General features: G+C 62.9%; 17 protein-coding genes, 4 tRNA genes and 3 rRNA genes. 11 read left to right on the forward strand and 13 right to left on the reverse strand.

Annotated elements, in window-relative coordinates; all coding sequences use genetic code 11:
• Positions 1–30: 30 nt before the first annotated feature.
• Both groL and groES read right to left on the reverse strand, forming a co-directional pair.
• Complete coding sequence (groL, locus tag V5B60_RS13960; protein ID WP_332347633.1) at positions 31–1,683, reverse strand: chaperonin GroEL; 1,653 nt, start codon at positions 1,681–1,683, stop codon at positions 31–33.
• 98 nt (positions 1,684–1,781) lie between these two features.
• Positions 1,782–2,072 carry a co-chaperone GroES gene (groES, locus tag V5B60_RS13965; protein WP_034942117.1) on the reverse strand — a complete coding sequence of 97 codons (291 nt, stop codon included), beginning with the start codon at positions 2,070–2,072 and terminating at the stop codon, positions 1,782–1,784.
• Between the two features lie 377 nt (positions 2,073–2,449).
• On the opposite strand from groES, the gene V5B60_RS13970 reads away from it, so the two are divergent.
• The 7 genes from V5B60_RS13970 to msrA all read left to right on the forward strand — a co-directional run bounded on the left by V5B60_RS13970 (position 2,450) and on the right by msrA (position 8,534).
• Positions 2,450–2,526 (forward strand) — tRNA-Met (locus tag V5B60_RS13970).
• Positions 2,527–2,723: 197 nt separating this feature from the next.
• Positions 2,724–4,259: ribosomal RNA gene (locus tag V5B60_RS13975) — 16S ribosomal RNA — on the forward strand.
• Positions 4,260–4,320: 61 nt separating this feature from the next.
• A tRNA-Ile gene (locus V5B60_RS13980) sits at positions 4,321–4,397 on the forward strand.
• Positions 4,398–4,450: 53 nt separating this feature from the next.
• A tRNA-Ala gene (locus tag V5B60_RS13985) sits at positions 4,451–4,526 on the forward strand.
• A 235-nt stretch (positions 4,527–4,761) separates the two neighbouring features.
• Positions 4,762–7,648 (forward strand): 23S ribosomal RNA (locus tag V5B60_RS13990).
• Between the two features lie 83 nt (positions 7,649–7,731).
• Positions 7,732–7,845: ribosomal RNA gene (gene rrf / locus V5B60_RS13995) — 5S ribosomal RNA — on the forward strand.
• Together the 16S, 23S and 5S rRNA genes with 3 tRNA genes alongside form the textbook arrangement of a ribosomal RNA operon.
• 140 nt (positions 7,846–7,985) lie before the next feature.
• Complete coding sequence (gene msrA, locus V5B60_RS14000) at positions 7,986–8,534, forward strand: peptide-methionine (S)-S-oxide reductase MsrA (protein WP_332347634.1); 549 nt, start codon at positions 7,986–7,988, stop codon at positions 8,532–8,534.
• On the opposite strand, the gene V5B60_RS14005 is transcribed toward msrA, so the two are convergent.
• Positions 8,518–9,351 carry an alpha/beta fold hydrolase gene (locus V5B60_RS14005; protein WP_332347635.1) on the reverse strand — a complete coding sequence of 278 codons (834 nt, stop codon included), beginning with the start codon at positions 9,349–9,351 and terminating at the stop codon, positions 8,518–8,520. The two genes, msrA and V5B60_RS14005, sit on opposite strands and share 17 nt — an antisense overlap.
• Positions 9,352–9,444: 93 nt before the next feature.
• Here V5B60_RS14005 and V5B60_RS14010 point away from each other — a divergent pair, with 93 nt between their 5' ends.
• Positions 9,445–10,392, forward strand: a complete 948-nt coding sequence (locus tag V5B60_RS14010) for an MBL fold metallo-hydrolase (protein ID WP_332347636.1) — start codon at positions 9,445–9,447, stop codon at positions 10,390–10,392.
• Positions 10,393–10,533: 141 nt separating this feature from the next.
• Here the strand turns inward: V5B60_RS14010 and hybE are convergent, their stop codons facing one another.
• From hybE to V5B60_RS14045, 7 genes are all read right to left on the reverse strand, one after another.
• Positions 10,534–11,112, reverse strand: a complete 579-nt coding sequence (gene hybE / locus V5B60_RS14015; RefSeq protein WP_332347637.1) for a [NiFe]-hydrogenase assembly chaperone HybE — start codon at positions 11,110–11,112, stop codon at positions 10,534–10,536.
• Positions 11,112–11,420, reverse strand: a complete 309-nt coding sequence (locus V5B60_RS14020; protein ID WP_332347638.1) for a HypC/HybG/HupF family hydrogenase formation chaperone — start codon at positions 11,418–11,420, stop codon at positions 11,112–11,114. Before V5B60_RS14020 ends, hybE begins: the two co-directional genes overlap by 1 nt.
• 1 nt (position 11,421) lies before the next feature.
• The gene (locus V5B60_RS14025; RefSeq protein ID WP_332347639.1) at positions 11,422–11,913 is read right to left on the reverse strand and encodes a HyaD/HybD family hydrogenase maturation endopeptidase; all 492 of its coding nucleotides are present in this window, start codon (positions 11,911–11,913) and stop codon (positions 11,422–11,424) included.
• A 77-nt stretch (positions 11,914–11,990) separates the two neighbouring features.
• Positions 11,991–13,694, reverse strand: coding sequence for a nickel-dependent hydrogenase large subunit (locus tag V5B60_RS14030; protein WP_332347640.1), 1,704 nt, complete (start codon positions 13,692–13,694; stop codon positions 11,991–11,993).
• Between the two features lie 23 nt (positions 13,695–13,717).
• Positions 13,718–14,887 carry a Ni/Fe-hydrogenase cytochrome b subunit gene (hybB, locus tag V5B60_RS14035; RefSeq protein ID WP_332347641.1) on the reverse strand — a complete coding sequence of 390 codons (1,170 nt, stop codon included), beginning with the start codon at positions 14,885–14,887 and terminating at the stop codon, positions 13,718–13,720.
• Positions 14,884–15,924: a hydrogenase 2 operon protein HybA gene (hybA, locus tag V5B60_RS14040; RefSeq protein ID WP_332347642.1), complete on the reverse strand. Its 1,041-nt coding sequence runs from the start codon at positions 15,922–15,924 to the stop codon at positions 14,884–14,886. The genes hybB and hybA overlap by 4 nt, the downstream gene beginning before the upstream one ends.
• A 1-nt stretch (position 15,925) precedes the next feature.
• A complete protein-coding gene (locus tag V5B60_RS14045; protein WP_332347643.1) occupies positions 15,926–17,104 on the reverse strand; it encodes a hydrogenase small subunit in 1,179 nt (392 codons plus the stop codon).
• Between the two features lie 473 nt (positions 17,105–17,577).
• On the opposite strand from V5B60_RS14045, the gene V5B60_RS14050 reads away from it, so the two are divergent.
• Positions 17,578–18,972 carry a PAS domain-containing sensor histidine kinase gene (locus V5B60_RS14050; RefSeq protein ID WP_434735334.1) on the forward strand — a complete coding sequence of 465 codons (1,395 nt, stop codon included), beginning with the start codon at positions 17,578–17,580 and terminating at the stop codon, positions 18,970–18,972.
• 86 nt (positions 18,973–19,058) lie between these two features.
• On the opposite strand, the gene V5B60_RS14055 is transcribed toward V5B60_RS14050, so the two are convergent.
• On the reverse strand, positions 19,059–20,600 hold the full coding sequence (locus tag V5B60_RS14055; RefSeq protein WP_332347645.1) for a GGDEF domain-containing protein: 1,542 nt from the start codon (positions 20,598–20,600) through the stop codon (positions 19,059–19,061).
• Positions 20,601–20,859: 259 nt separating this feature from the next.
• Between V5B60_RS14055 and V5B60_RS14060 the strand changes: the two genes are divergently transcribed.
• Together V5B60_RS14060 and trmB are read left to right on the forward strand one after the other, a co-directional pair.
• Positions 20,860–21,867, forward strand: coding sequence for a tRNA dihydrouridine synthase (locus V5B60_RS14060; RefSeq protein WP_332347646.1), 1,008 nt, complete (start codon positions 20,860–20,862; stop codon positions 21,865–21,867).
• A complete protein-coding gene (gene trmB / locus V5B60_RS14065; protein WP_332347647.1) occupies positions 21,857–22,528 on the forward strand; it encodes a tRNA (guanine(46)-N(7))-methyltransferase TrmB in 672 nt (223 codons plus the stop codon). Before V5B60_RS14060 ends, trmB begins: the two co-directional genes overlap by 11 nt.
• Before the next feature lie 182 nt (positions 22,529–22,710).
• Here the strand turns inward: trmB and V5B60_RS14070 are convergent.
• A tRNA-Gly gene (locus V5B60_RS14070) sits at positions 22,711–22,784 on the reverse strand.
• 130 nt (positions 22,785–22,914) lie between these two features.
• Positions 22,915–23,331: a hypothetical protein gene (locus V5B60_RS14075; RefSeq protein WP_332347648.1), complete on the reverse strand. Its 417-nt coding sequence runs from the start codon at positions 23,329–23,331 to the stop codon at positions 22,915–22,917.
• Between the last annotated feature and the right edge of the window lie 22 nt (positions 23,332–23,353).

Consider the following 23,353-nt stretch of genomic DNA (forward strand, 5'->3'; position numbering starts at 1 on the left):
TTGTCCGGCTATCGCTTGGTCGGGCAGGGGTTACATGTCCATGCCGCCCATGCCGCCCATGCCACCCATGCCGCCGCCCATGCCGCCACCCATCGGCGGCTTCTCTTCCGCCAGTTCAGCGACCATGCAATCGGTGGTGAGCATCAGGCCGGCAATCGAGGCTGCATTCTGCAGGGCCGTCCGAGTGACCTTGGTCGGGTCGAGAACACCCATTTCGACCAGATCGCCGTAGTCTCCGGTCGCTGCGTTGTAGCCGAAGTTGCCGCTTCCCTGGAGGACCGCATTGACCACTACCGAGGGCTCGTCACCAGCGTTGGCGACGATCTCGCGTAGCGGCTGTTCCATCGCGCGCAGGACGATCTTGATGCCAGCATCCTGATCGTGGTTGTCGCCCTTGAGCGTGCTCAGCCCGGCTCGAGCGCGCAGGAGCGCGACCCCACCGCCGGCGACGATGCCTTCCTCGACCGCTGCGCGGGTCGCATGCAATGCATCCTCGACGCGTGCCTTCTTCTCCTTCATCTCGACTTCGGTTGCCGCTCCGACCTTGATCAGTGCGACACCGCCAGCCAGCTTCGCAACGCGTTCCTGCAGCTTTTCCTTGTCGTAATCGCTGGTCGCCGTCTCGATCTGGGCGCGGATCTGCTTGACGCGTGCCTCGATGTTGGCGCTGACGCCAGCGCCGTCGATGATTGTCGTGTTCTCCTTGCCGATCTCGATGCGCTTCGCCTGACCGAGATCTGCCAGGGTTGCCTTCTCGAGCGTCAGGCCGACCTCTTCGGCGATCACTTGGCCGCCGGTGAGGATCGCGATGTCCTCGAGCATGGCCTTGCGGCGGTCGCCGAAGCCCGGAGCCTTGACGGCGCAGGTCTTCAGGATTCCGCGAATATTGTTCACCACCAAGGTCGCAAGGGCCTCGCCATCGACGTCTTCAGCGACGATCAACAGCGGCCGGCTCGACTTCGCGACCTGTTCGAGAACCGGCAGCAGGTCACGGATGTTCGAGATCTTCTTGTCGAAAATCAGGATGAACGGGTTCTCGAGGATCGCATTCTGCTTCTCGTTGTTGTTGATGAAGTACGGGCTCAGGTAGCCACGATCGAACTGCATCCCCTCGACGACGTCGAGTTCGTTGTTCAGCGACTTGCCATCCTCGACGGTGATGACGCCTTCCTTGCCGACCTTGTCCATCGCCTTGGCGATGATGTCGCCAATGTCGGCGTCGGCGTTGGCGGAAATGGCGCCCACCTGAGCAATCTCCTTGCTGGTCGAACAGGGCTTCGAGAGGGCCTTCAGTTCCTCGACGGTCGCGACGACGGCCTTGTCGATACCGCGCTTGAGGTCCATCGGGTTCATCCCGGCGGCGACGTACTTCATGCCTTCGCGGACAATCGACTGTGCCAGAACGGTCGCGGTCGTGGTGCCGTCACCAGCGATGTCGGAGGTCTTGGAAGCGACTTCCTTCAGCATCTGGGCGCCCATGTTGGCGAACTTGTCTTTCAGTTCGATTTCCTTGGCGACCGAAACACCGTCCTTGGTGACCGTCGGGGAACCATATGAACGCTCGAGAACGACGTTGCGTCCTTTGGGGCCGAGGGTGATCTTCACCGCGTCGGCGAGGATGTTCACGCCCTCGACCATGCGTGCACGTGCGGTGTCGCCAAACTTGACGTCTTTAGCTGCCATAGAGTTAACTCCTGTGTATCTTCAATGATTTATGTCTGAAACGGGCGGACTGCGGGACGACCGGACGAGCGCGGGAGGCGCCTTCCGGGCTTGATCCGTCAGCCCTCGATGACGCCCATGATGTCTTCCTCGCGCATGACGAGCAGTTCCTCTCCCTCGACCTTGACGGTCTGGCCGGCGTACTTGCCAAAGAGGACGCGGTCGCCAACCTTGACGGCGAGGGCACGGACGCTGCCATCATCGAGGATCTTGCCGTTGCCGACGGCGCGAACCTCGCCTTGGTCTGGCTTCTCTGCTGCGGTATCCGGGATGACGATGCCGGATGCGGTACGGCGCTCCTCTTCGAGACGTTTGACGATCACGCGATCATGCAGCGGACGAATCTTCATGCAGTTTCTCCTAGGTTGGATGACAAGTCAGAACATCGGCTAGCTTGTTGGAACCCCTCGCAGCTGAAGCTCGGGGGCACGAGCGTGTTGGCACTCGTCGCTAACGAGTGCTAATAATAGGGTTCCTTCATTCGGATTTCAAGAGCCGACGGTGCAGCAGCCCGCTGCCACGCCAGCCAGCCCGTGACGAGAGGGCCCGGGCCAGCCGGCCGGCCGGGGGATGGAAGAATGCGACGATTCTCCGCGGAGTGGGTTGACGCGGCTGGCCTCCGTTGCTAGAATGCTCCTTCTTCGCAGCCGGCACGTGTTCAAACCATCGGGATTCGCCCCGTTCGGACGTGCTGATTGGGGAGGTGGCCGGGTAATTTCCGGCGTGTCGCGGGGTGGAGCAGTCTGGCAGCTCGTCGGGCTCATAACCCGAAGGTCACAGGTTCAAATCCTGTCCCCGCAACCAGCTCTTTAAAAACGAGACAACCGATAGGTGTGGGTTCTTGATCTGGTGGTGGCATGCGTGGTGGTATGCGTGTGCTGCTGAGAGATGGAAGGACTCGCACGAGCAGTATGCTGCTGATTCTGGGGCATGTAGCCTGGTGTTTATGTGGGTTATGTGGTCTGGGGTTGGTGGCGCGTCGAGCGAGAGTTTTGGGATTTGAACTGAAGAGTTTGATCCTGGCTCAGATTAAACGCTGGCGGCATGCCTTACACATGCAAGTCGAACGGTAGCGCGGGGTAACCTGGCGACGAGTGGCGAACGGGTGAGTAATGCATCGGAACGTGCCCTGGAATGGGGGATAACGTAGCGAAAGTTACGCTAATACCGCATATTCTGTGAGCAGGAAAGCAGGGGATCGCAAGACCTTGCGTTCTGGGAGCGGCCGATGTCGGATTAGCTAGTTGGTGGGGTAAAGGCCTACCAAGGCGACGATCCGTAGCGGGTCTGAGAGGATGATCCGCCACACTGGGACTGAGACACGGCCCAGACTCCTACGGGAGGCAGCAGTGGGGAATTTTGGACAATGGGCGGAAGCCTGATCCAGCCATGCCGCGTGAGTGAAGAAGGCCTTCGGGTTGTAAAGCTCTTTCGGTGGGGAAGAAATTGCACGGGTCAATACCCTGTGTAGATGACGGTACCCGACTAAGAAGCACCGGCTAACTACGTGCCAGCAGCCGCGGTAATACGTAGGGTGCGAGCGTTAATCGGAATTACTGGGCGTAAAGCGTGCGCAGGCGGTTTGGTAAGTCAGATGTGAAATCCCCGGGCTCAACCTGGGAACTGCATTTGAGACTGCCAAGCTGGAGTGTGGCAGAGGGGGGTGGAATTCCACGTGTAGCAGTGAAATGCGTAGAGATGTGGAGGAACACCGATGGCGAAGGCAGCCCCCTGGGTCACTACTGACGCTCATGCACGAAAGCGTGGGGAGCAAACAGGATTAGATACCCTGGTAGTCCACGCCCTAAACGATGTCAACTAGGTGTTGGGAGGGTTAAACCTTTTAGTGCCGTAGCTAACGCGTGAAGTTGACCGCCTGGGGAGTACGGCCGCAAGGCTAAAACTCAAAGGAATTGACGGGGACCCGCACAAGCGGTGGATGATGTGGATTAATTCGATGCAACGCGAAAAACCTTACCTACCCTTGACATGTCAGGAATCCTGGAGAGATTTGGGAGTGCTCGCAAGAGAACCTGAACACAGGTGCTGCATGGCTGTCGTCAGCTCGTGTCGTGAGATGTTGGGTTAAGTCCCGCAACGAGCGCAACCCTTGTCACTAATTGCCATCATTGAGTTGGGCACTTTAGTGAGACTGCCGGTGACAAACCGGAGGAAGGTGGGGATGACGTCAAGTCCTCATGGCCCTTATGGGTAGGGCTTCACACGTCATACAATGGTCGGTCCAGAGGGTTGCCAACCCGCGAGGGGGAGCCAATCTCAGAAAGCCGATCGTAGTCCGGATCGCAGTCTGCAACTCGACTGCGTGAAGTCGGAATCGCTAGTAATCGCGGATCAGCATGTCGCGGTGAATACGTTCCCGGGTCTTGTACACACCGCCCGTCACACCATGGGAGCGGGTTCTGCCAGAAGTAGTTAGCCTAACCGCAAGGGGGGCGATTACCACGGCAGGGTTCGTGACTGGGGTGAAGTCGTAACAAGGTAGCCGTAGGGGAACCTGCGGCTGGATCACCTCCTTTCTAGAGAAGAGCTGGGTTGAGAACCCACAACCTATCGGTTGTCAGAGGCTGCACCTGCGACGGGTCTGTAGCTCAGTCGGTTAGAGCATCGTCTTGATAAGGCGAGGGTCGTTGGTTCGATTCCAACCAGACCCACCAGCGTCGCGACGAAGCTGGGTGCGATGATCGGCTGCTGCGTTGTTGGGCACGGCGGGGGATTAGCTCAGCTGGGAGAGCACCTGCTTTGCAAGCAGGGGGTCGTCGGTTCGATCCCGTCATCCTCCACCAGGCGGTGCAGCGCGTGAGTGGTCAGGCCTGCGGGGTGGTTCACCCTGCAGTCCTGACTCCTTACGGGGTCTTTGTTCTTTAACAAGATGGAAGAAGGTTGTATTGCCGGCATCCCGGGGCATTGGGTTGCTGGTGATACGGTTGTGATTGCATCGAGCCCCTGTGCCGAGAGGTGCGGGGGTGGCACCGAGTTGCCTGTGGCGTTGTGATCTCGAAAGAGAGCGCAAGGTTATAGGATCAAGCGAATAAGTGCATGTGGTGGATGCCTTGGCGATTACAGGCGATGAAGGACGTGCAAGCCTGCGAAAAGCTCTGGGGAGCTGGCAATGAAGCTTTGATCCAGAGATGTCCGAATGGGGAAACCCACTCCGCGAGGAGTATCCCGCGCTGAACACATAGGCGTGTGGAAGCGAACCCGGCGAACTGAAACATCTAAGTAGCCGGAGGAAAAGAAATCAACCGAGATTCCCAGAGTAGTGGCGAGCGAAATGGGAACAGCCGGCAAGTGATAGCGATCGTGTTAGCGGAAGCTTCTGGAAAGTGGCGCCGTAGAGGGTGATGGCCCCGTACGCGAAAACATGATGGTGGTACTGAGCTTGCGACAAGTAGGGCGGGGCACGAGAAATCCTGTCTGAAGATGGGGGGACCATCCTCCAAGGCTAAATACTCGTAATCGACCGATAGTGAACCAGTACCGTGAGGGAAAGGCGAAAAGAACCCCGGGAGGGGAGTGAAATAGATCCTGAAACCGCATGCATACAAACAGTGGGAGCCCCTTCGTGGGGTGACTGCGTACCTTTTGTATAATGGGTCAGCGACTTACGTTCAGTAGCGAGCTTAACCGCATAGGGGAGGCGTAGGGAAACCGAGTCCGAATAGGGCGCTTAGTTGCTGGACGTAGACCCGAAACCAAGTGATCTATCCATGGCCAGGATGAAGGTGCGGTAACACGCACTGGAGGTCCGAACCCACTAATGTTGAAAAATTAGGGGATGAGCTGTGGATAGGGGTGAAAGGCTAAACAAACTTGGAAATAGCTGGTTCTCTCCGAAAACTATTTAGGTAGTGCCTCAAGTATCACCGACGGGGGTAAAGCACTGTTATGGCTAGGGGGTCATCGCGATTTACCAAACCATTGCAAACTCAGAATACCGTTGAGTGCGAGCTTGGGAGACAGACATCGGGTGCTAACGTCCGGTGTCGAGAGGGAAACAACCCAGACCGCCGATTAAGGTCCCGAAGACATGGTTAAGTGGGAAACGAGGTGGGAAGGCATAGACAGCCAGGAGGTTGGCTTAGAAGCAGCCATCCTTTAAAGAAAGCGTAATAGCTCACTGGTCGAGTCGTCCTGCGCGGAAGATGTAACGGGGCTCAAACCATGCACCGAAATCGCGGATATCCGCAAGGATATGGTAGGAGAGCGTTCTGTAGGCCGTTGAAGGTGTCTCGAGAGGGATGCTGGAGGTATCAGAAGTGCGAATGCTGACATGAGTAGCGATAAAGGGAGTGAAAAGCTCCCTCGCCGAAAGCCCAAGGTTTCCTGCGCAACGTTCATCGGCGCAGGGTGAGTCGGCCCCTAAGGCGAGGCTGAAAAGCGTAGTCGATGGGAAACGGGTTAATATTCCTGTACCTCTTTGTAATGCGATGGGGGGACGGAGAAGGTTAGGTCAGCCGGGTGTTGGACGTCCCGGTTCAAGCGTGTAGGCAGGTCCCTTAGGCAAATCCGGGGGGTCAATGCCGAGGCGTGACAACGAGTGGTCTCTGACCGCGAAGTGATTGATACCATGCTTCCAAGAAAAGCCTCTAAGCTTCAGTTACAAGGAGACCGTACCGCAAACCGACACAGGTGGGCAGGATGAGAATTCTAAGGCGCTTGAGAGAACTCAGGAGAAGGAACTCGGCAAATTAGCACCGTAACTTCGGGAAAAGGTGCGCCCTGATAGGTTGTAGCCCCTCGCGGGTGAAGGCTGAAAGGGTTGCAGTGAAATGGTGGCTGCGACTGTTTAATAAAAACACAGCACTCTGCAAACACGAAAGTGGACGTATAGGGTGTGACGCCTGCCCGGTGCCGGAAGGTTAAGTGATGGAGTGAGAGCTCTTGATCGAAGCCCCGGTAAACGGCGGCCGTAACTATAACGGTCCTAAGGTAGCGAAATTCCTTGTCGGGTAAGTTCCGACCTGCACGAATGGCGTAACGATGGCCACACTGTCTCCTCCTGAGACTCAGCGAAGTTGAAGTGGTTGTGAAGATGCAATCTCCCCGCGGTTAGACGGAAAGACCCCATGAACCTTTACTGTAGCTTTGCATTGGACTTTGAACCGACTTGTGTAGGATAGGTGGGAGGCTGTGAATCCGGGACGCTAGTCCTGGTGGAGCCGACCTTGAAATACCACCCTGGTTTGTTTGAGGTTCTAACCACGGCCCGTGAATCCGGGTCTGGGACCGTGCATGGTAGGCAGTTTGACTGGGGCGGTCTCCTCCTAAAGTGTAACGGAGGAGTACGAAGGTACGCTAGGTACGGTCGGAAATCGTGCTGATAGTGCAATGGCAAAAGCGTGCTTGACTGCGAGACCCACACGTCGAGCAGGTACGAAAGTAGGTCATAGTGATCCGGTGGTTCTGTATGGAAGGGCCATCGCTCAACGGATAAAAGGTACTCTGGGGATAACAGGCTTATACCGCCCAAGAGTTCATATCGACGGCGGTGTTTGGCACCTCGATGTCGGCTCATCACATCCTGGGGCTGTAGTCGGTCCCAAGGGTATGGCTGTTCGCCATTTAAAGTGGTACGTGAGCTGGGTTTAAAACGTCGTGAGACAGTTTGGTCCCTATCTGCCGTGGGCGCTGGAAATTTGAAGGGGGCTGCTCCTAGTACGAGAGGACCGGAGTGGACGAACCTCTGGTGTACCGGTTATGACGCCAGTCGTATCGCCGGGTAGCTAAGTTCGGAAGAGATAAACGCTGAAAGCATCTAAGCGTGAAACTCGCCTTAAGATGAGATTTCCCCGGGGACTCGATCCCCCTCAAGGGTCGTGGTAGACCACCACGTTGATAGGCTGGATGTGGAAGCGCAGCAATGCGTTCAGCTAACCAGTACTAATCGCCCGTGCGGCTTGATCCTATAACCTTGCGCAGCAACTCAACACATCACAACCCCTTCTTCCTCCCTTGCGTCCGCAACCCACCGCGGACATACCCGTTACGCTTGGCGGCCATAGCCCTTTGGACCCACCCCTTCCCATCCCGAACAGGACCGTGAAACGAAGGTACGCCGATGATAGTGCATCTCCCATGTGTGAAAGTAGGTCACCGCCAGGCCCCCCAACCACAACAAAAGCCCTCACCACACACGTGGCGAGGGCTTTTGGCGTTCGCGGCTGGACGGCGAAGGGGAGTGAGCACAGACACGGCAGCGCCAAGGGCTCTGGGGGGTGGCGGTCTCTGAGCGGAGATTGGGCATGGCGACAAGTATCGAGATGGCGACACTGGGCGGAGGTTGTTTCTGGTGCCTGGAGGCGGTTTTCGAACAGATGATCGGGGTGGAGTCGGTGATCTCGGGCTACTGTGGGGGGAGCACCGAGAACCCGACCTATGAGGCGGTCTGCAGCGGGCGCACAGGCCACGCGGAAGTCGTGCGGCTGACGTTCGACGCGAAAAGATGCGACTTTCGTCAAGTCCTCGAGGTCTTCTTTGCCATCCACGATCCGACCACACTCAATCGCCAGGGTAACGACGTCGGCTCACAATATCGATCGGTGATCTTCTTTCACAGCCCGGAGCAGGAAGAAATAGCGCGTTCGGTGATCGCCGAGCTGGCTCGGGAGGCTGGTTGGGCGAGGCCGGTGGTTACCGAAGTGCTGCCAGTGCCGACCTTCTTCCCGGCCGAAAGCCACCATCAGCAGTATTTTCGCCGTAACGGCGATCAGCCGTACTGCATGTACGTCGTCAGCCCGAAGCTCGCGACCTTCCGCAAGCGCTTTGTGCAACGGTTCAAGGGGAATCGATGAACTCGCGCAGGTCGCGGACGAAGCGCTCCCGTTCCCACTGGTGGGGCGAGTGATCGGTGCCTTCGTAAACGTGCAGGACGGCGTTGGCAATCCGATTCTTCACGTAGTGGGCGGTCTCGCTGCGGTAATAGTTGCTGTTGCCACCGTAGACCAGCAACGCGGGGATATCGATGCGCTCGAGAGTGGCGCGATAGTCGGCCTCGGCGAGGCTCTCCCAGCAGGCGATCAACGGCGCGGGATCCTGTTCCTTCAGCCATTTCCGGGCCTTCTCGAGGCCGCGCGAACCGGCGTGGTACTTTTCCCGGGCGCGTTCGTTGAGTCCCATGGCGCCGAGCAGCAGAACCGATTCCGCAAAGTCGCTCTCGAGGTGCTTGAGGAAAGCGGCTGAACGTTCGCGGTCGAAATCACCGTAGATGCCGTTCAGCCACTCAGCGTCGGTCAGCAGTTTCGGCGACTGATCGAGGAAGCAGACCTTGCTGAGTCGACTGCAGCCGTGTTCCTCTATGTACTGCCAGAGCGTGAGGGCGCCCATCGAATGACCGACTGCGACCAGCCGATCGAGTTGGTAGTGGTCGATCAGGTTGTGCAGATCACGGGCCATTCGTTGCACCGTCGGGACCGTGTCGCGGGTGAGTCGGTGGCCGCCATGGCCGCGTGCGTCCCAGCGGAGCACGCGATGATGCGGCGTCAACTGGTCGAGGAACGGCGCCCACTCCAGATGACTGGCGGTCCAGCCGTGCAGCATGATGATCGGCGGGCCATCGCCGGCGAGCTGGACGTGGATCTTTTCTCCATCGTCAGCAAAGAAGTGCGTCATGATCAAGTGCGGGCAAAGCCAAGAATCGGATGGATCGTCACTACGGCGCGATGGCAACTATAATCCTCGCCTGCAAAAAAGGAAACCATCGGGATGAATTCTCTCCGTTCCTACGAGCACGGCATCCATTCCGTCGACGCGGGCTACGTGCGCCCGCTGCTCGCGGCCGTCCATCTGATCGTCGAGGAAGGCCGGGTGGCCATCGTCGACAGCGGCAGCAACGCGTCCGTGCAGCCGCTGCTGGCAGCCCTGAACGCATTCGATCTGTTGCCCGAAGCCGTCGATTACCTCATCCTGACCCACATTCACCTCGATCATGCGGGTGGTGCGGGCAGCCTGATGGGCGTATTGCCGAACGCACGGCTGCTGGTGCATCCGCGTGGCGTCGCACACATGGTCGATCCGTCGCGGCTGGTCGCGGGTGTCACTGCCGTCTACGGTTCGGCGGCCGTCAGGGAGCTGTACGGCGAGATCCTGCCGATCGCCGAGCGGCGGATCATCCCGGCGACGCACGGCCTGCGGGTCGATCTGGCGGGTCGGGAACTGCTGTGTCTCGACACTCCGGGTCATGCCCGGCATCACATCAGCGTGTACGACCACCGCAGCTCGAGTTTCTTCACCGGAGACATCTTCGGGCTGTCCTATCGCGAGCTGGACCGGGATGGCAGGCAGTTCATCTTTCCGACGACGACGCCGGTTCAATTCGATCCGGTGGCCATGCATGCATCGCTCGATCTGCTGCTCAGCCATGCGCCGCAAGTGATGTACCTGACGCATTACAGTCAGGTGCGCGATGTGGCAGCCAAGGCGGTGCGCCTGCACGAGCTGATCGACGAGCATGTCCGCATCGCCCGTCTTGCCGATGCGGCAGGCAGCCAGCGTCGAGCAAGGATTCGCGCGGGACTGCAGGAACTGCTTCTGGTCGAGGCTGAGCGCTTCGGCTGCGCGCTGCCCAGGGCACAGGTGCTGAAGCTTTTCGCCACTGATCTCGACCTCAATGCGCAAGGGCTCGAGGTGTGGCTTGACTCGCGCGCCGGCTGAGATCTTTTGGGCGGGGATGGGGCGCCGGCCGCCCGACCGGATGCCGCTCCAGGGGTGTTCGGGCGGAGCCAGCCGGCAGCCGCTTTACTGCCCTTCCTGCTCGCTCGCGTCTGGGGCTCGTGGCGCTCTCGTCAACGACCCTCAGGTCTTGACGAATCGCCGCAGGAAGGCACGGCGGGAGGACTCACGCTGCCCGGTCGCCGGGCTGTTCGCCGGGTCTTCGCTCGCGCCGCCGTTCAGCAAGGCGTCGAGTGCCGCCGTTGCCGCCGCCTGTGCGGCGATCTGCGAAGCAAAGCGGCTCGGGGGGGCAAAGAGCGGGCAGTATTGGTACGCCGGCAGGTCCGCGTCAGGCTCGTAGTCCGCGATGAACTCGATCGGACCGATCGGAAACGTAACGTGACAGCGGTCTCCCGGGCGGCGATCAGACCACAGGCTGCCGCCGCCGGGCAACAGGAGGAGGCCGATCACCCATGGCGTGATGACGGCGCCGATCCAGTCGCCTGTTGCGCTGCTCGTCGTGCCGGCAAGGGATTCGCCGGTCGAGCCATGGCGGCGAAAGCCGATCGCCTCGACCGACAGGGCGGGATTGACGAACGGGAGGTCGCGCATGCTGGTTGTCCACAGGCGGAGGTACTTCGCCTCGACTCGTCGCGCCGGATCCTCGGCGATTGGTCGGGCCGGTGGCGGTTGTGCCGCCTCGAACGCGCGCCTGCGAATCATCAGGGGCCGTCCCTCTGCGGCCGGGCGTGCAGCAGGTCGCCGAAGTGCAGTTCGGCATCATAGCTGCCGCTGCGGACAGCCTGCACGGCCGAGAGCGCGTCTTCGATCAGCACTCGCTGATCGTCGTCGACGACCTCCCGCGCCAGTCCGAGCGAGACAAGGACCCAGGTGCCGATCGCCTGCCGGCCAAGCAGCAGCATGTTGACGTGCTCGCGCCGCACTTCTTCACCGTCCCGCCGCTCGACGATGGCGACCTCGCCAGTCGGGTCGGCGTCGGCGACGACCTGCATCGGTAGCGACAGACACATCTCAGCTTCCTCCGCAGCTCTTTGCCGGCGCGGCCAGCCCGAGCGAAGCCAGTTCGGCTGTGACCATGGCGAGGAGCGCGGGCATGCCTTCCTCGACTGCGCGGCTCAGTTCCATCCCCAAGGCGAGGGATTGCGGCTGCAGGCCGAGGATGCAGATGTGACGCGGCGACCTGCCGAGGAGCTCGAGGCTGGCCAAGACGTCGCTCAGGCCAACCTGGTGCGGTGACAGCCTGGTGCGGAAGAACACCGGCAGGGCTTCCCCAGCCAGTCGGATCGGCGTTGCCGGGGGCGCGCCGGCGCGGATCGCGTCGACCATGATCAAGGCGTCGATTCCCTCGATCTGCTCGAGCAGTTCCATGCCCGATGTGCCGCCATCGATCACTTCAACCTCGGGCGGCAGGCAGTTTATCCGCTGCAGACGTTCGACCGCGCGAACGCCAAGCCCCTCGTCGCTCAGGAGAACGTTGCCCACCCCGAGGACCACGACTCGCATGCTCGTTCGCGCCTGCACGAAGCGTCAGGTCGGGGCCGCTGCAGCGGTGCCGCGCGGCGGCTCGGCCGGCGGCCGCATCAGGCCGCCTTGACCCGGATGACGGGCTGCCTTTCCTGGTCCACGACGTGTACCGCGCAGGCCAGGCAGGGATCGAAGGAATGCACCGTACGCAGAACCTCGAGCGGCTGATCCGGAATCGCGACGGGCGTTCCGGCGAGGCATGCCTCGTAGGCGCCGGGTTCGTCCCTCTCGTTGCGCGGCGCAGCGTTCCAGGTCGTCGGCACGACGCACTGGTAGTTCCTGATCTTGCCGTCCCGGATCACGATCCAGTGCGAGAGGACGCCGCGTGGAGCTTCGTGCATGCCGACGCCGGTGATTTCGCCCTGCGGAAAAACCGGCTTGTTGAAGGTCTTCAGGTCGCCCTTGGCCATGCTTGCCAGCAGCAGATCCCATTGCCGGGCGAGTTCGTCCACCTCGACTGCGCAGGCGACGGCACGTGCGGCATGACGCCCGATCGTCGAGTGCAGCGCGTCGATGCCGACCTTGGTCTTCGCCACCGTCGACACCAGTTCGAGCGCGTGCGCTGCATAGTCGATCGTCGGCTTGTGCCCGGCAGCGACCATCGCGAGTACGCGTGGCAGCGGTCCAACCTGCATCGGCTTGTCGTAGAAGGTCGGTGACTTCAGCCACGAGTATTTTCCGTCATCCTGGAAATCGGTGTATTGCGGCCGTGTTTCCCCCTTGTACGGATGCAGCGGACCCTTGCCGCCTTCATACCATGAATGCTTGACCGACTCGCTCACGCCATCCTTGAAGTACGCGTCGTCGTGCGTCCTGATCTGCTTGAAGCTCGCCAGGTCGCCGCCGGCGATGTGGCCGCCGGGCAGGGCGAACTCCGTGTTCCTGCCGTCGAGCGGGATGTCGGGCACGCAGAGGTAGTCGACGATGCCGCGGCCGATCTGCGTCCACTCGGGATACGATCCGCCGACCACCGCCACGTCGACGAGGTACACATTCTTGACGAAGTCGGCGAGCTGGTCGATCCAGTCCTTGACGGCGAGCAGGCGCTCGACGGTGAGGACGGCCTGCGAGTCGACGGCCAGTGCATTCGCGACGCCACCGACGACGACGTTCTGGATGTGCGGCGTCTTGCCACCGAGGATGCTGACCACCTTGTTGGCGTGCCGTTGCACTTCGAGTGCCTGCAGATAGTGGGCGACGGCGATCAGGTTGATCTCCGGCGGCAGCTTCATCGCCGGATGTCCCCAGTAGCCGTTGGTGAAGATGCCCAGTTGACCGGTCCCGACGAATCCCGAAAGACGTTGCTGCACCTTGCTGAACTCGGCCTTGCTGTTGCCGGACCACGACGAGAGGCTCTCGGCGAGGCTGGCGGCCTTCGCCGGATCGGCCTTCAGCGCACTCGTGACATCGACCCAGTCGAGCGCCGAGAGATGGTAGAAATGGACGATGTGGTCATGCACCGCGTGCGCCAGGATGATCATGTTGCGGATGTACTGGGCGTTGACCGGCAGTTCCAGTTGCAGGGCGTTCTCGACCGAGCGGACCGAGGCCAGCGCGTGCACCGTCGTACAGACGCCGCAGATGCGCTGCGTGATCGCCCAGGCGTCGCGCGGATCGCGACCGATCAGGATGTTCTCGACGCCACGCCACATCTGGCCCGACGCCCACGCCTTCTTCACCTTGCCGCCATCGACTTCCACATCAACGCGCAGATGGCCTTCGATCCGCGTCACCGGATCAATCGTGACTCTTTGCGACATCTCGTTGTCTCCTGAAAGCGGCCTCAGCTGTGCGCTGGCTGGGCGTAGGTTTCTTCACGCGGCAGGACCGGGAAGCGGCGGGTGATGTAAATGTAGCCGAAAACCTCGGCGGCGAAGATGCCGATGGTGACCAGAAGTTCGGGCACCGAGGGGAAGTAGCTCCAGCCCGGACCGGTGTCAAAAGCGATCAGGAAGCCGTTCAGGCGCAGCAGGATGCCGCTCAGCATGACCGTGATTCCGGCGAGGAACAGCCGGGCAGGATTGCGCCGCGCCTCGACCGTGCCGATCAGGAGGAAGGTCGCCACCAGGCACAGGTTCTCGGCCCAGAAGGTCAGGGCGATATGGCTGGCGCGGAAAGCCTCGGGCAACGCCCCACGTACGGCGACATCGGTGAAGCGAACGACGAGAAACAGTACGATGATGCCGAGCATGACTTTCGCCATCGGATTGAGCAGGCTCACCTCGATCTGTCGCCGGTACGCCGAGGCGGCGACACAGGACTCGAAGAGGATCACGCCATAGCCCAGCATGATCGCCGACAGCAGGTAGATCAAGGGCTGGATCGGCGTCTGCCAAAGCGGGTGGACCTGACCACCCATGACCACGAGCATCGTTCCCAACGACGCCTGGTGCATCATCGGCAGCACGCAGCCGAGCGCGATGAAGAAGAAGAGCGACTTCTCGAGCTTGCGGCGCGCGTCGCGCAAACCGAGCTTCTCCAGGAAGACCGGCGAGAACTCGATCCACATGACGATGATGTAGAGCGTGATGCACGCGGCGACTTCGAACATCACCGAGTTCACGTTGAAGTAGCCCGGCCAGAAGATGTGCCAGAAGTTCCACCAGCGACCGAGGTCGAAGGTGATCGCAGCACCGGCGAAGGTATATCCGAACAGGCTGCCGAGCAGCGCCGGCCGCACCAGCGGATGATACTTGCCCTTGTTGAAGACGTAGACCAGGAGGGCCATGCAGAAGCCGCCGCAGGCGAGGGCCGAGCCGATGAAGACATCGACCACGACCCAGATGCCCCAGGAGTAACCGTCGTTGACGTTGGTCGTCGAACTCAGGCCAAAGAACAGACGGACGATGATGATCGTCGCCGTGATCGCCATCAGGATGCCACAGACGAGCGTCGTGGCATTGAAGAGGCTGCCGCCGACCGGTGCTGGCTGGGCATGTTGCTGCGCGCTCATGATTCCTCCCTGCCGGGCGGCTCTGCCGGCGGCGCCTCGTCATCCTCATGATGGACGTTGCGCTTGGCGACGTAGGTCAGTGCGCCGAGCACCGCGAAGGGCATCAACAGTCCGCCATAGAGCGTGTGCTGGATGGTCTCCGAGGTTGATGCCGACGACTTCGGCGGCAGGTACGGCATGCCGACCTTCGCGAAGTCCACCGCCGAAAGCTTCAGGACCTGCGTGCCGCCGTATTCGGTCTCGCCGTAGACGTGCTGCTTGTAGTTGCCGACCTTGCCTTCGTAGCTCTGCTGCGGCCCGCCGCTGAGGTTGCCGCGCGGATAGGTCGTGACGCTGCCGGGGGTGAGTGCGAGACGGCGCTTCGCCTCGACGAGCAGATCGCTGGTGCGCCCGTAGAGGGTGGCACCGGTCGGGCAGACCTCGGCACAGGCCGAGTAGTGACCATCCTTGTAGCGATGGCGGCAGAGCTCGCACTTGCCGATCTTGCCGGTCGGCGAATCGTACTGATACTTCGGAATGCCGAAGGGGCAGGCGACGACGCAGTAGCGGCAGCCGACGCAGGCTTCGGGATCGTAGGCGACGATGCCGGTCGTCGCGTCCTTGGTCATTGCCGTCACCGGGCAGGCAGAGACGCAGGACGGGTCGGCGCAGTGCATGCATGAGGTCTTCATGAACGCATAGCCGTTTTCCTCGTCGTCCTTCGTCGCCATCGTCCCGCTGCGGTACGTCTTGATGATGTTGAAGGTGTAGCCGCTGGTGTCGAGCGGCGTGTCCCAAAGCTTGTCGGTCGTCGAGAATTCGGGCGGATTGTCGTTCGCCCGCTTGCAGGCGGCGACGCAGGCCTTGCAGCCGATGCACAGGGTGGCGTCGTAGAGCAGACCGAGCGCTTCCGCCGGCCGCTGGTAGGTCTCGCGCGCGGCGGCCCGCTCGCTGACGGTGGCGCCAGCAACGGCGGCACCGGCGGTGCCGAGACAACCCTTGAGGAAGCGGCGGCGGCCGGCGGGAATGACGCCCCCATTGCCCACTCGTGTTTTCATGTCAGGCCTCCATTTCCGTCCTCTTGCTGGCTGCCTTGGCGCGCTCGGCCTCCTCGGCCTGGTGTGACAGGCCGAGGTTGCGTGCCACCATCGCCGCGCCGCCGGCAGCTGCGCCGGCGACCGCGGCGAGGATGGCGGCCGATCCGAGCGTCGCGCCCATGCCCTGCTCCTCGACGATGCGCGGGTACTGCTGCGGCGGCTCGACGTTCTTCACCTTGGCCAGCATGTGCAGCGGCTTGCTGAAGCCGACACCCTGCTCGCTGCAGCCGAAGCACGGGCAACCGCAGCCGATCGGCCAGGTGCCGGCGCCGGCATCGCCGAAGAGGACGGTTGGGCAGTTGGCGTAGGTCTCAGGTCCCTTGCAGCCCAGCTTGTAGAGACAATATCCCTTGCGGTGTCCCTCGTCGCCAAACTCGACGGCAAAGCGGCCGGCGTCGAAATGGGCGCGACGCTCGCAGCTTTCGTGAATCAGCCGCGAGTAGGCAAACTTTGGCCGGCCCAGGTCATCGACTGCCGGCAGGCTGCCGAATGCCAGGAAATGGACGACGGTCGACAGGAAGTTGTAGGGGTTCGGCGGGCAACCCGGAATCGTGACCACCGGCTTGCCCAGCACCGCAGCGACTCCGGACGAGCCGGTCGGGTTGGGATCGGTTGCGGGCATGCCGCCCCAACTGGCGCATGAGCCGATGGCGATCACCGCTGCCGCATCGGCCGCACACTCCCTGGTCAGCTCGATCGCAGTCTGGCCGCCGACTTTGCAGTAAATGCCGCCGTCGCGGGTCGGGATCGCTCCCTCGACGACGAGGACGTAGCCTCCCTTGTTGTCCGCCATCGCCTTCTTGCGCGCCTGCTCGGCCTGATGACCGGCGGCGGCAAACAGCGTCTCGTGATAGTCGAGCGAAATCACGTCTAAGATCAGCTTTTCCAGCGTCGGATGCTCGGCGCGCAACATCGATTCGCTGCAGCCGGTGCACTCCTGAAAGTGCAGCCAGATCACCGATGGCCGCTTCTTGCTCGCTACCGCCTCGGCGACCGCAGCATCGGCCCCCGGCGGCAAGCCCAGGCCGGCTGCCAGCGTGGCACAGAATTGCAGGAACTCGCGCCGCCGCATGCCGAGCCGGTCGCTTGCCACGGCGATACGCGAGTCACCTTCGAGCCGCAGCAGACTGCTGTTTGCCATCTTCTGTCCCTTCTCTCGTCGTCCGACCGCCGGTCGGGAGCTTGCCACCGACTGCGCGGGGAAGTGCGCAGCCGCTCCTGCGGGAACCGCACTCAAGAACTGTGCCAGGCGAAGGACTTGAACAAAAACAGGAACTTTTCTGCTGCCCCGGGGTTCCTTGGCGAGCAGGGGCCTTGCTCTTTTCATTTGCACTGGAAACTTGCCTTCCACCCCGTCGTGTCGGGGGCGAAAGACCGGTCACTGCCGCCGTGTGCCGCTGCTTGGCCGCTCAAGGCAGGCGCCACCACGCGACGACAGTGTTGCGGCCGCCAGCAATTGGCCCTACGATCAGCGCATGGACCGTTCCCGTCTTCCTGGTACCTGCCGCCGCGTCGCGCACGGGTCGCTGGTGTCCGTCGTGGCGAACGAGCGCAGCGGCCCGCGCACGGGTTGGGCGCCGACCGGTGCTGCGGTTTATCGGTGGCGGTGCTTCGATGGCAGGACCTGATCGATCGCCCACGCCGGCGAAGCGGTGCACCGTGCCCGGCCCCGATGCGCTCGCCGAGGCGCGGGCGGGCCTTGAGCAAGTCGACGAAACGGTCTGGGTCGAGGTCATTCGCAAGATGGACGAGGTCTACAACGACCTCCTGCAGTACGAAGTGGTGCTCGAACAGAAGAACGCTGCCCTCGAGGACTCGCAGCAGTTCATCGAAAGCGTTCTCGCTTCGATGTCCGACATCCTCATCGTCTGCAACCGTCACGGTACCATCCAGGAGGTCAACGACTCGTTGCGACGCTGCATCGGCCAGGATGAGAGCCAGCTGCGGGGGCGACCGCTGGCCGAGCTGTTTGCCGACGAAGGTTCGCGGCAGCGCGCGCGCGATTTCTTCTCGGCGGCCCGTCCGGCCGCCGTACAGGATTGCGAACTGCTGATCAGCGGCCGTGACGGCAGCCCGTTGCCCGTCTCGCTGAACTGTACGCCGCGGCTGTCGGGTACGGGCAAGCTGGTCGGCATGGTCGTCACCGGTCGTCCGGTCGGCGAACTGCGGCGTGCCTATCATGCCCTGCGGCAGGCGCACGAGGATCTCAAACGGACGCAACAGCAGCTCGTACAGGCGGAGAAAATGGCATCGCTCGGCCGTCTGGTAGCCGGCGTCGCGCATGAGCTGAACAACCCGATCAGCTTCGTCCTCGGCAACGTGCTGGCTTTTCGCCGCTACGCTGCTCGCCTGCAGAGCTACATTGAGGCGGTTCACTCGGACGACTGCCAGCGTTCTCCGGAAGTGGATCGATTGCGGCAGGAACTGCGCATCGACCGCATCATGGCCGACCTCGAACCGCTGCTCGACGGCATGACCGAGGGTGGAGAGCGCACGCGAGACATCGTCGACGGACTCAAGCGCTTCTCGGCCATCGATCGGACGGTCGACGAGCCGTTCAATCTTGCCGAGGTCGTCGCGCGGGCAGTTCGTTGGGTGACGCGCTCGGGACCATCGGGCTTCCAGGTCAAGGTCGATCTGCCGGCCGAGCTGCCGGTCACGGGATCGCCGGGACAGATGCAGCAGGTGCTGATGAATCTGGTGCTGAACGCCCGCGATGCCACCTCTGGCTGCCGCTCACCGCAACTCGAGATCGCCGCGATCATTGCCGACCGCACGGTCTGCGTGCAGTTGGACGACAACGGGCCCGGGATCGACCCGGCCGACCTGTCGCGAGTGTTCGATCCCTTCTTCACCACCAAGCCCGTGGGGCAGGGCACCGGGCTCGGCCTGTCGATCAGCTATGGCATCGTCGAGCGGCATGGGGGTCGCCTCGAGGTCTGCAACCGCGCGCAGGGTGGCGCGCGGTTCAGCCTGATCCTGCCCCTCGCGCAGTCGATGCCCTCCTGATCCGGGCGAGCGGCCAGCGCAGCCACTGCGCGCGTCGGCGCTGCGCTAACGGTCGCCGTTCGTCACTTGTGGGTGGCGGCTCCCCTTCAGCCGCCCATGACGCGGTTCTTGCCCGCGCGCTTCGCCAGGTACATGGCCTGGTCCGCCCGCCGGATCGCGTCTTCGCCGGACTCTTCCGCATGCAGCTCGGCGACACCGGCGCTGAAGGTGATCAGGATCTTCTCGTTGCCGGCGAGGAAGAAGTTCCTCGTCAGTTCCCGCTGCAGTCGTTGCATGGCCGTCATGCCCTCGGCCAGGCGGGTGTCGGGCATCAGGATCACGAACTCCTCGCCGCCGTAGCGTGCCAGGGTGTCGACCGGCCGCATGTGCTTGCGGACGACCTGGACCAGGTGGACGAGGGCATCATCGCCCGTTGCGTGCCCCAGGCGGTCGTTGATCTGCTTGAAGTTGTCGACGTCGAGCAGCGACAGCGAGAGCGGTTGCTCGCTCTTGCGACGCATGCTGGCAACCTCACGCGCCAGCGCTTCGTCGAGGCCGCGCCGGTTGAGCACGTCGGTCAGCGGGTCGTGGCGTGCCGAGGCGCTCGCTTGCTGCAACTCCTCGTGCAGCCGGGTGAGTTCGGCGTTCGTGTCGACAACCCTGGTCTGGAGTTCACCCAGCTGGTCGCGCGCAGCGGCGGTATCCGCCGCCATCGAGCGAGTGGCATGAAGTACCCGTTGCAGCAGCGGCGTCAGGTCCTCGATCGTCTGCACTTCGGCGATGAGCAGCGCGCTCGCTTCGAGGTCGTTCTGGAAGTCCGTGCTTGACTGGTTCATCATCGCAAGCTGGTCGATGAACGCCGCCAGCATCGCGCGCATCGCCTCCTGGGCGGCAAGCGCGCGCTCCTTGGCCGCGCGCTGGCGGCCGATGACGTCCTGCAGGCGACGCTCGACGTCGTCGAGGCGGCGCAGCGTGAGCGGCGGCAGCACCGCCCTGGCGAGGGTATCGATCTGACCGCGAACACTTCGCTCATCCACGCTGAGCGCCGCGATGTTGTCGACGATCAGTTGCAGCAGCTTGAGGAGTGTCAGCCGGACTTCGCCCTGTTCCTCGGCGATCAGCGAGATGCGCTGGCTGAAGGCAGTCAGTCGGGGCAGCAGTTCCTGGTGGTCGTCCTTCTGGGCCGCAAGCGTCTGCAGAAGCTGCTTTCCCTGTGCCAGCAGGGAGTCATCGTCCTGGCAGAGGCTCGGCAGCAGGCTTTCGATCAGGTGCATCAGGGGCGGCAGAAGACCCACGAGCAGTGCCGGTGCGCTGCCGCTGCTTCCTGCCGACTCATCCATCTGGTTGGCGATGGCCGGCTGGTTCCTGCGCGTGAACGTGAGCAGAGCCTCCTGGACGCCTTGCCAGCTGCGCTTGGCGATCGCCGCTTCGAGCGCGGCGAGCTGCTGCTGGTCTGCTGTCGGGCTCAGTCTGCCGAGAGCAGCGGCGAGCTGCCGCATGGGTGCCTCGGGAAACCCGGCGACGTTGGGCAGTCTGGCGACCTCGTTGTAGCACGCTTGGTAGTTCGCCGGCGTCGGCAGCAGCTTGCGTTCAGACAGCAGTCTGAACGTTTCACGGGCCACTTCGAGTGGATTCTTCGGGTCGCTCATCCTGGCAGACAGAAACCGCGCGGCAATGCTTCTCGCACACGTCACCCACCTGGTGACCATGCTCGCACGAGGCAGGCGCTCAAGTCTATCGCCAAACGGTGCGCAGCGGGAACCAATCGTCTCCGCCTCCTCATTCACCTGCCGCCGTGCGGGGCCTTGCCGGCTGCGCTGACCACGCCGCATCCGGAGAAGTGGTCGATGGCGAAGCGCACTCTCACTTCCGTGGCGGGTACAATCGAGGCGAGGATGGCGGAAAGAGATGAGTCGATTGTTGCTTGCACCGATGGAAGGTCTGCTCGACGACGTACTGCGCGACGTCCTGACGCGGGTCGGCGGCTACGACCTGGCGGTCAGCGAGTTCATTCGCGTTTCCGGCACCCTGCTGCCGCAACGAAACTTCGTCCGCGTTTGCCCGGAGCTCGCGCGGGCCGGCCGCACCCGGGCGGGGACGCCGTTGGTCGTGCAACTGCTCGGTAGCGACCCGGCCTGCCTGGCCGACAACGCCGGACAACTGTCCCGCCTGGCCCCGGCGGGGATCGACCTCAATTTTGGCTGTCCGGCGCCGAAGGTGAATCGTCATGGTGGCGGCGCGACCCTGCTGGCCGACCCCGAGCAACTTTTCCGCATTGCGTCGTCGGTACGGCGTGCGCTACCGACAGGAACGCCGTTTTCGGCGAAGATGCGGCTCGGTGTCCGTGATACGTCGCGGACGCTCGATTGTGCGCGGGCGCTGGCCGCTGGTGGTGTCGATTCGCTGGTCGTGCATGCCCGCACACGGGCCGAAGGCTATCGGCCGCCGGCGCACTGGGAGTGGGTGGCCCGCATCTGCGAGGTGGTGGCGCAGCCCGTGGCGGCCAACGGCGAAGTGTGGACAATGGCCGACTATCGGCGTTGCCGTGCCGTCAGCGGCTGCCGTGATGTGATGCTCGGCCGTGGCGCTGTCGCCGATCCTTTTCTTGCCCGCAACATCCGGCGGGTGATGGCCGGCGAGGGCGACGACGGTGAGGTCGATCGCAGCGCCGATTGGCAGGAACTGCTGCCCCTGCTGGCGTCGTACTGGCAGCAGGTCTGTGCCAAGGTTGCGCCGCAACATGCGCCCGGACGTCTCAAGCTGTGGTTGGCAGCATTGCGGCCGAATTTTGCCGGGGCTGCTGCGCTGTTCCTGGCGATTCGCCCGTTGCGCACCGTGGACGAGGTCAACCAGCGGCTGTGGCAGCACGGGGTAGTGGCGGCCGCGGGTGACGGCCGGCCGCCCGATGCCGGCTGACTCGCGCCTGCCGGTCAGCGGCCAGGACGCCGTCCATCGGCACTTGCGGCGGCTGCTCGATCGCCATTCCCGGGCCCCCTTCCGCAAACCCTGTGCCGAACACAGCCGGCGCGCCTTTGCCGACAGTTTCGAGCGCTATCAGCGCCTGGCGGGCGGATCCCGGCTGATTCTCGACTCGGGTTGCGGGGTCGGCGAGAGCAGCATCGCGCTCGCCCGGCGCTTCCCGGATCACTACGTGATCGGCATCGACCAGTCGGCGGTGCGCCTGGCACGCGCTCGCCGCACGGCTGCCGCCTGGCCGGAAAACCTCGACCTGGAGCGCGCCGATCTCGTCGATTACTGGCGCTTGCTGCACGACGCCGGCGGCCAGCTCGACCGCCACTACCTGCTCTATCCGAACCCCTGGCCGAAGAGCTGCCACGTCGGCCGGCGCTGGCACGGGCATGCAGTGTTCCCGACCATTCTGGCGCTTGCCGGTGCCCTCGAATGCCGCAGCAACTGGCCGGTCTACATTGCCGAATTCTCTCTCGCAGTCGAGTTGCTGAGCGGACACGCGGCAACCTGCGAGGCCTACGTTCCGCTCGCGCCGATGACCCCCTTCGAGCGCAAGTACCTCGCTGCCGGCCATCCGCTCTGGCGCTGCCGGGTCGATCTCCGCTAGCAGCCGGGCCGCCGCTGCGGTGGGCATCTGGAACGTTGGCGGGCCGCCGCTGCGGTGGGCATCTGGAACGTTGGCGGGCGGTCGCGTCGCGGCAATGGAACGGCGGGGAGCGGACCGTCTGGCGCCGGCGCCGTACGGCCGCTTCAAACGGGCAAGGAGCTGCCTTGCAGCGGCAGGGGAAGTGGAGCGGGCGAAGGGAATCGAACCCTCGGCTCTAGCTTGGGAAGCTAGGGTATTGCCATTATACGACGCCCGCGCAGGCCGCCATTCTACGAGCTTGTCCCTGCTTGCACAACGCTTGCGGTCGCCCGGTCATCCGTCGCAAAGCGGGCGGAAGGGCCGGGCGACCGGCGCAGCAGCCGGCGGTCGGGGTGTCCCGGCGGCGATCACTGCAGCAGTGCTGGCGGCATCGGCATCGGGTCGCTGCTCCGCGGCACAGCGAGGATGCAGCGAATGCCAGCCGATCCCGGGTCGCTGGAGAACGTACCGGCAAGCGCGTCGGCATAGTTCTCGCGTGATATCTCGCGGTGGAAATAGCGCGAGGTGAGGTCAAGGAAATACGAATCGGGACCCTGGATGAGGTTGGCGCCGATGCGCCGGCCGCCCACGTCGAGGTTGCCGCAGCGATCCTGCACCTGATCGAGGAATGCATCAAAGCGGCTGTCCGGCCGCCAGGCGTCCGGCGCGCAGGCCGTCGCGGCAGCAACCAACAGCAGGGCGAGTGAGCGGCGGAATGTCGCCGGACGATCGCTCCGCCGTCGCCAACACGGGGACGCAACCGGACCGGGCGAAGCAGCCGCCATGCCGTCGGCTCCTCCCTGGGCG

This window comes from Accumulibacter sp. (assembly GCF_036625195.1).
Taxonomy (GTDB): domain Bacteria; phylum Pseudomonadota; class Gammaproteobacteria; order Burkholderiales; family Rhodocyclaceae; genus Accumulibacter.